At 68.9% G+C, this 7,580-nt stretch carries 2 protein-coding genes; one reads left to right on the forward strand and one right to left on the reverse strand.

Annotated features, from left to right (window positions below):
- Positions 1 to 898: 898 nt before the first annotated feature.
- Positions 899 to 1,669 carry a hypothetical protein gene (locus ACR9ZK_RS19675; RefSeq protein WP_481343660.1) on the reverse strand — a complete coding sequence of 257 codons (771 nt, stop codon included), beginning with the start codon at positions 1,667 to 1,669 and terminating at the stop codon, positions 899 to 901.
- On the opposite strand from ACR9ZK_RS19675, the gene ACR9ZK_RS19680 reads away from it, so the two are divergent.
- Positions 1,653 to 7,580, forward strand: a 5,928-nt coding sequence (locus tag ACR9ZK_RS19680) for an OmpL47-type beta-barrel domain-containing protein (RefSeq protein ID WP_481343661.1), incomplete at its 3' end; no start/stop codon positions are given. The genes ACR9ZK_RS19675 and ACR9ZK_RS19680 overlap by 17 nt on opposite strands.

The raw sequence follows: 7,580 nt of genomic DNA on the forward strand, positions 1-7,580 counted from the left end.
GGGGTACGACAACGCGTCCCGCGGAAGGCTCCGCTGGCTGTCCACGTGCGGGCCCCCCTCCGCTGGGCGACAAGAGTCGGTGGAGCGCCGCCCCCACGGCACAGGGAAAACGTAAAAGCAATTCCGCATCGCCGGATGATTTCGGCGTTCAACTATGCAAACGCCGAAGAGGCGGTCGAGCCGCGTTCAAATGTGCAAACGCTCGGCTGCTCTCGAGTGGCGCGTTCAAATGTGCAAACGATCCGGACAGCCCGGACGTCGACGCCCCGGAGCTCGACATCTGCATCAGCAGGGCGCGTGGCGCAGCGCCGGGCTGCGCCCTCAGGCGGCCAGGAACAGCCCCGCGGCGGTCGGCGGCACCACCAGCAGGGGCCCGCACCGGAGCACCCAACAACAGCTCCCGCTGGCCCTTCGACGCCGATCATCAGTAGCGAAACACGTTGTCCGAGAATGACATCCGCCGCAAGACGACTGGTGGAGGGTCACCCTCGGGAGGCCAGCCCCAAGATGTGGTGGCAGTCGAGCACCTCGCCTCGAGCTACCGACGGGAGTTCCCCGGAAGCGGCCTCAGCCTGGTCAGGAGAGACCGGTTGCGAGGCCTCCTCCGGCCCCGGCGGCCGCAGCCCTCGAGGGCTGTGGCCAGCGTACGAAACCTTCGGTCACTGACCGATCTTCACAATTCGGACAAATGGACATGCTCGCGAACCAGCGGCATTTCCCGACCCTTTCCCATTCGGCAGACGCAGCTCTTCCACGGCCCTTAACGTGACCACGTCGACTCGCGGGGGCGAATCCGTCGACTTCATACGGGAGGGAACCGACTCATGCCTGCACGTAGGCTCTTGGCTGCTTCTGCTGCCAGCATCACGCTCCTGGCCACCGGGGCCAGCGTTGCCGCCTATGCGGCCACTCTCACGTCAGCAAGCTTCGGCGGAGCTGGCACCTCTACCGTCAACGGCACCGTGTATGCCAAGCCGGGCGCCGCAGTCAGGCTGACCGTGAACGCGGACAGCGCCACCAAGTGCGTGGACGTCTCGGGGGCCTTCACCGGACGCATAGTCTCGGGCGCCTCTCCTTTCCTGTTCGACTTCACCGTTCCGACGGGGGCAACCGGCGCGCAGGTCGTCACCATCAAGGCCGGCAGCAACAACAACTCCCAGGGCTGCAGCGGCGGCGTCGACACCAGTTCCGCGAGTGTGGTAGCCGACGGCACCGGCCCAACGGTGACCGCGGCCCTCAGCTCCTCTTCGCCTGCGAACGGCGCTGGTTGGTACCGGACCAACGTCGGCATCGCCTGGTCCGCGGACGACCCGGCGGGGCTTGGCAGCGGCCCGACCCCCGCCACGGACAGCGTGACGGCTGACGGCACGGTGACGAAGACCGCGACGGCGACCGACAAGCTCGGGAACATCGGTAACGGCTCCGTACAGGTGAAGCTGGACAAGACGGCCCCGACCATCGTCGGAGCTCGCACGCCTGCCGCGAATGCCAACGGCTGGAACAACACCGACGTCACGGTGTCCTTCACGCCGAGCGACGCCACGTCCGGCGTGAAGTCCTCGAGCGCACCGACGACGCTCAGCACCAGCGCGGCGAACCAGTCGGTCACAGGCACCGTCACCGACAACGCCGACAACGCGGCGAGCGCGACCGTGAGCGGCATCAACATCGACAAGGTGGCTCCGACGCTCTCCGGTGCGCCGACCACGAGCCCGAACGCCGCCGGCTGGTACCGCGGCGACGTCACCGTCGCGTGGACCGCCACCGACGGCCTCTCCGGCACGACCAACCCGGCCAACAGCCTGGTGACCGGTGAGGGCGCCGCTCTCACCGCCAGCGCGACGGCCACCGACAAGGCCGGCAACTCGACCAACGCGGAGAGCGCGCCGGTCAAGATCGACCGCACCGCGCCCAACACCACCGTCACCGCACCTCCGGCGTGGAACAAGAGCGACGTCACGCTGACCTTGGTCCCCAACGACGGGCTGTCCGGCGTCGACAAGACTTTCTACCAGCTCGACGGCGGCTCCCAGATCGCCGGCACGAGCGTGCCGGTGACCGCCGAGGGCAACCACACCCTGAAGTTCTGGAGCACCGACCTCGCCGGCAACACTGAGGCGGCACACACGGTCAGCTTCGGCATCGACAAGACCTCGCCGACGATCGGTCACACCCAGAGCCCGGCCGCGAACGCCGACGGCTGGAACAACGCCAACGTGACCGTCACCTTCACCTGCTCGGACGCACTCTCCGGTGTCGCGAGCTGCACCGGCCCGCAGACCGTCTCGACCGAGGGCAAGGCCCAGGCCGTGACGGGCACCGTCACGGACAGCGCGGGCAACAGCGCGACCGACCCGGCTGCGGTGAGCATCGACAAGACGAAGCCGGTCATCACCGTCGACGCCCTGCCGGCGCCGAACGCCAACGGCTGGTACGGCGACGACGTCACCGCCACCTACACCGCCTCCGACGCCCTGTCCGGCATCAAGACCCAGGACACCGCGCACACCTTCGGTGAGGGCGCCGCCCAGACCGACACCGCGACCGCCACGGACACCGCGGGCAACAGCGCCTCGGTCACAACGTCGGCCGTCAACGTCGACAAGACCGCCCCAACCATCACGGGCAAGGTCCTCGGCACCCCGAACGGCAACGGCTGGTTCACCGGCGACGTGACGGTCCACTGGACCTGCGCCGACAACCTGTCCGGCGTCGTCGCCTGCCCGGCCGACTCCGTCGTCAAGGGCGAGGGCAGCGCCCTCTCCGCCTCGGCCAGCGTCAGCGACAAGGCCGGCCACACCGCGTCGGCGACGGTCGACGGCATCAAGGTCGACCGCACCGCACCGGGCACCACGGCCACCGGAGTGCCGGACGGCTGGGTCAACGCCCCGGTCACCGTCGGCCTGACGGCCAACGACAACCTGTCCGACGTCGACAGCACCTACTACGCCGTCGACGGCGCCTCCACCCCGACCAAGGGCAACACCGTCACGGTCGGCGCCGAGGGCATCCACACCGTCAGCTACTACTCGGTGGACAACGCCGGCAACAAGGAGAGCGCCAAGTCCTTCACCGTCAAGGTGGACCTGTCCTCGCCGAGCATCACGCCCAGCCAGGCGCCGGCCCAGAACGCCAACGGCTGGAACAACACCGACGTCTCAGTCAGCTTCGCCTGCGCCGACCAAGCCAACCTCTCCGGCCTGAAGGACTGCACGACGCCGCGGACATTGAGCACCGAGGGCAAGGCGCAGGAGGTCACCGGCACGGCGACCGACAACGCCGGCAACAGCGTGACCGGCACCGCCACGGTCAACATCGACAAGACCGCCCCGACCATCACGGGAGCGCCGGATCGGGCCGCGAACGCCGCCGGCTGGTACTCCGACGACGTCACCGTCTCCTTCGACGGCAAGGACGGCGTCTCCGGCATCGACACCGTCACCGGACCCCAGCACCTCGGTGAGGGCGCAAGCCAGAGCGTCACCGGCACCGCGGTGGACAACGCCGGAAACGCTGGCACGGCGACGGTCTCGGGCATCAACGTCGACAAGACCCCGCCGAACCTGAGCGCCGCTCCGACCACGACCCCAAACGGGAACGGCTGGTACAACACGAACGTCACGCAGACCTGGTCCGCTGACGACGCGCTCTCCGGCCTCGCCGGTGACAAGCCCGCCGACTCGGTCCTGTCGACCGAGGGTGAGGGCCAGACCGCCTCCGCGTCCGTCTCGGACAAGGCCGGCAACACGACCAGCGCCACCAGCGAGCCGGTCAAGATCGACAAGACCGCGCCGAGCACCGACGTCTCAGCCCCCAGCGGCTGGGTCAACAGCAGTGTCGACGTCACCCTGACGCCGCACGACGCGCTCTCCGGTGTCGACGCCACGTACTACGCGGTCGACGGCGGCGCCCAGCAGACCGGCACCACCGTCACCCTCACCAGCGAGGGCGCTCACGGCGTCACCTACTTCTCGGTTGACAAGGCCGGCAACGTGGAGGCGACCCGGGCGGTGACCGTTCAGATCGACAAGAGCAACCCGACCATCTCGCACAAGCTCAGCCCGGCGGCGAACAGCAACGGCTGGAACAACGCTGACGTCACGGTCACCTTCACCTGCGACGACCAGGCGACGCTTTCCGGGATCGCGAGCTGCACCGGGCCCCAGAGCGTCACAGATGAAGTCAAGGCTCTGACGGTGACGGGCACGGCCAAGGACAACGCGGGCAACACCGCGACCGACCCGGCCACGGTGAGCCTGGACAAGACCAAGCCCACCATCACCGGCAGCCGCGCCCCGGCCGCCAACGTCAACGGCTGGAACAACACCGACGTCACCGTCCACTTCGACGGCCAGGACGCCCTGTCCGGCATCGACACCGTCACCGCGGACAAGACCTTCGCTGAGGGCACCAACCAGTCGCTCGAGGGCACCGCGGTCGACGCGGCCGGCAACTCGGCCACCACCACGGTCGGCGGCATCAACGTCGACGAGACCGCGCCGACGCTGAGCGGCAAGCCCACCGCCGCCCCGAACGCCAACGGTTGGTACAAGGGCGACGTCAGGATCGCCTGGACCGCCGGCGACGACCGCTCCGGTGTGGCTTCGGCTCCGGCCGACAGCACCATCACCGGTGAGGGCAGCGGCCTCAAGGACACCGCCACGGTGACCGACAAGGCCGGCAACAGCACCACCGCCGACAGCGCTGCAGTCAACATCGACCGCACGGCCCCGACCACCGGTGCTGACGCACCCGGCGGCTGGAACAACACCGCGGTGACGGTCTCCCTCCACGCCGAAGACGGCCTGTCCGGCGTCGACGCGACCTACTACGCGGTCGACAACGGTGACGCCGTCAAGGGCACCTCGTTCACGATCAACTCCGAGGGTGTCCACACCCTGAAGTACTGGAGCGTGGACCAGGCCGGCAACACCGAGGCGGCACAGACCGCCACGGTGAAGATCGACCTCACGAAGCCGACCGTCGGCCACACCGTCACCCCGGCTCCGAACACCAAGGGCTGGAACAACACCCCGGTCACCGTCGCCTACCAGTGCGACGACAAGCTCTCCGGCGTGGCGACCTGCTCGCCCGACGCGAAGGTGAGCACCGACGGTCAGGACCGGGCCGTTCCCGGCACCGCCGTCGACAACGCCGGCAACACCCAGACGGACGACGCCACGGTGAGCATCGACACCGTCAAGCCGACCATCACCGGTGCGCCGGACCGCGCCGCGAACACCAACAACTGGTACGCCGGGGACGTCAAGGTGAGCTATTCCTGCAAGGACGCGCTCTCCGGAATCGCGGACTGTTCGTCGCCTGACACGCTGGGCGAGGGCAAGGCGCAGACAGCCAAGGGCACCGCAACGGACACCGCCGGCAACTCCGACAACGTCGCCGTGGGCCCGATCAACGTCGACGAGACTGCCCCGACCCTGAATGGGGCGGCGACCACCGGGCCGAACGGGGCGGGCTGGTACAACGGCGACGTCACCGTCAAGTGGACCGCCGCGGACGCCCTCTCGGGCATCGACGGTGCGGCCCCGGCCGACAGCACCATCGTCGGCGAGGGCACCGGGCTCACGACCGGGGCCTCGGTCCGCGACCTGGCCGGCAACGAGACCTCCGCGAAGAGCGCCCCGGTCAAGATCGACCGGACCGCGCCGAGCACCACGGTCTCGGACGTCTCCGACTGGAGCAACAGCTCCGTCACGGTGACCCTCACCGCCGGTGACAACCTGTCCGGTGTTGCGGCGACGCACTACCAGCTGGACAAGGATGCCGTCGGTACCGGCACCAGCATCACCATCGACAGCGAGGGCGTCCACACCCTCCAGGTGTGGAGCGTGGACAACGCCGGCAACGTCGAGGCGCAGAAGAACATCGAGGTGAAGATCGACAAGACGGCACCTGGCATCAGCCACACGCAGGCGCCGGGCGCCAACTCGCGGAGCTGGAACAACAGCGACGTGACCGTCACCTTCACGTGCACCGACAGCGGCTCCGGTATCGCCAGCTGCACCGCGCCCGTCACCAAGGGCGAGGGCGCCGCGCAGAAGGTTCAGGGCACCGCCACGGACAAGGCCGGCAACTCGGCCACCGACGAGACCACGGTCAACGTCGACAAGACCAAGCCCACCGTCACCGGCATCCTGTCGGCCGACGCGAACGGCAAGGGTTGGTTCAACGCGGACGTCACCGCGACGTTCACGTGCGCCGACCAGGACGGCCTCTCAGGCATCCTGTCCTGCCCCGTGGCCAAGACCCTGGGCGAGGGTGCCAACCAGAGCGCCGGTGGTACCGCCACGGACGCAGCTGACAACGCCAGTGACCCGTTCAGCATCACCGGGATCAACGTCGACAAGACCGACCCGACCCTGAGCGGCGCCGCCACCACGGCTCCGAACGGCAACGGCTGGTACAACGGCGACGTCACCGTGAAGTGGACCGCCGGCGACTCCCTCTCCGGGATCGACGACGCCACCCCGGCCAACTCGGTCGTCACCGGTGAGGGCGACAACCTCTCGGTCGGCGCGTCGGTCAGCGATAAGGCGGGCAACACCAAGGGCGCGACGCTGGGCGGTATCAAGATCGACCGGCACGCCCCGAGCACCGACGCCACCGCGCCCAGCGGCTGGCAGAATAGCGACGTCACCGTGAAGCTCAGCGCGACCGACAACCTGTCGGGTGTCGCGAGCACGTACTACGCGGTCGACGGCGGGGCGCCGCAGACCGGCACCTCGGTCAGCGTCACCAGCGAGGGCACCCACAGGGTCTCCTACTGGAGCGTCGACAACGCCGGCAACACCGAGACCGCCGGCACGGTCACCGTCCTGGTGGACAAGACCGCGCCGACGATCACCGGGAAGGCGACGACCAGCCCCAACGCCGCTGGTTGGTACAGCTCGGCGGTCACGGTCCAGTTCGACTGCAAGGACGCGGTCAGCGGCATCGCCAGCTGCCAGCCCGACGCGACGCTCTCGGCTCAGGGTGCGAACAGCGCCACGGGCACGGCCGTCGACAACGCCGGCAACAAGGGCACGACCACCGTCAGCGGGATCAACGTCGACACCGTGGCACCGGTCGTCTCCATCGGCGGTGTGAAGGACGGCGCTGTCTACACCGTCGGCGCGGTCCCGACCGCCACGGCCTCGGCCACCGACGGGACGAGTGGCCTGGCCGCTCCGGCCACGGGCACCAGGACCGGCGGCACGGCCAACGGGGTGGGCACCTTCACCTACACGGCAACGGCAACGGACAGGGCCGGCAACGTCGGCACTGCGTCGGTCACCTACCAGGTGGTCTACGGCTACGGGACGACGCTGTTCCTCCAGCCCGTGAACGACACCGCGCACCAGACCGGCCTGGCCACCAGCGTCTTCAACGCCGGTCAGACCATCCCGATGAAGTTCCAGCTGAAGAACGCCGCGGGGACGGTCATCCAGGCCGGTTCCGCACCGAAGTGGTTCCTGCCGGTCAAGGGCAGTGCCACGACGGCCGCCGTCAACGAGTCGTCCTACACGGCGGCAGAGACGGTGGGCGGCACGTACACCTGGGACGGCACGCAGTACCAGTAC

The organism is Monashia sp. HAY1-5C (genome assembly GCF_056755255.1).

Excerpts from the sequence above, each read along its gene's own strand:
- ACR9ZK_RS19675 (WP_481343660.1), bottom strand. The coding sequence starts at position 1,669 with ATGTTGATGCCGCTCACGGTCGCGCTCGCCGCGTTGTCGGCGTTGTCG.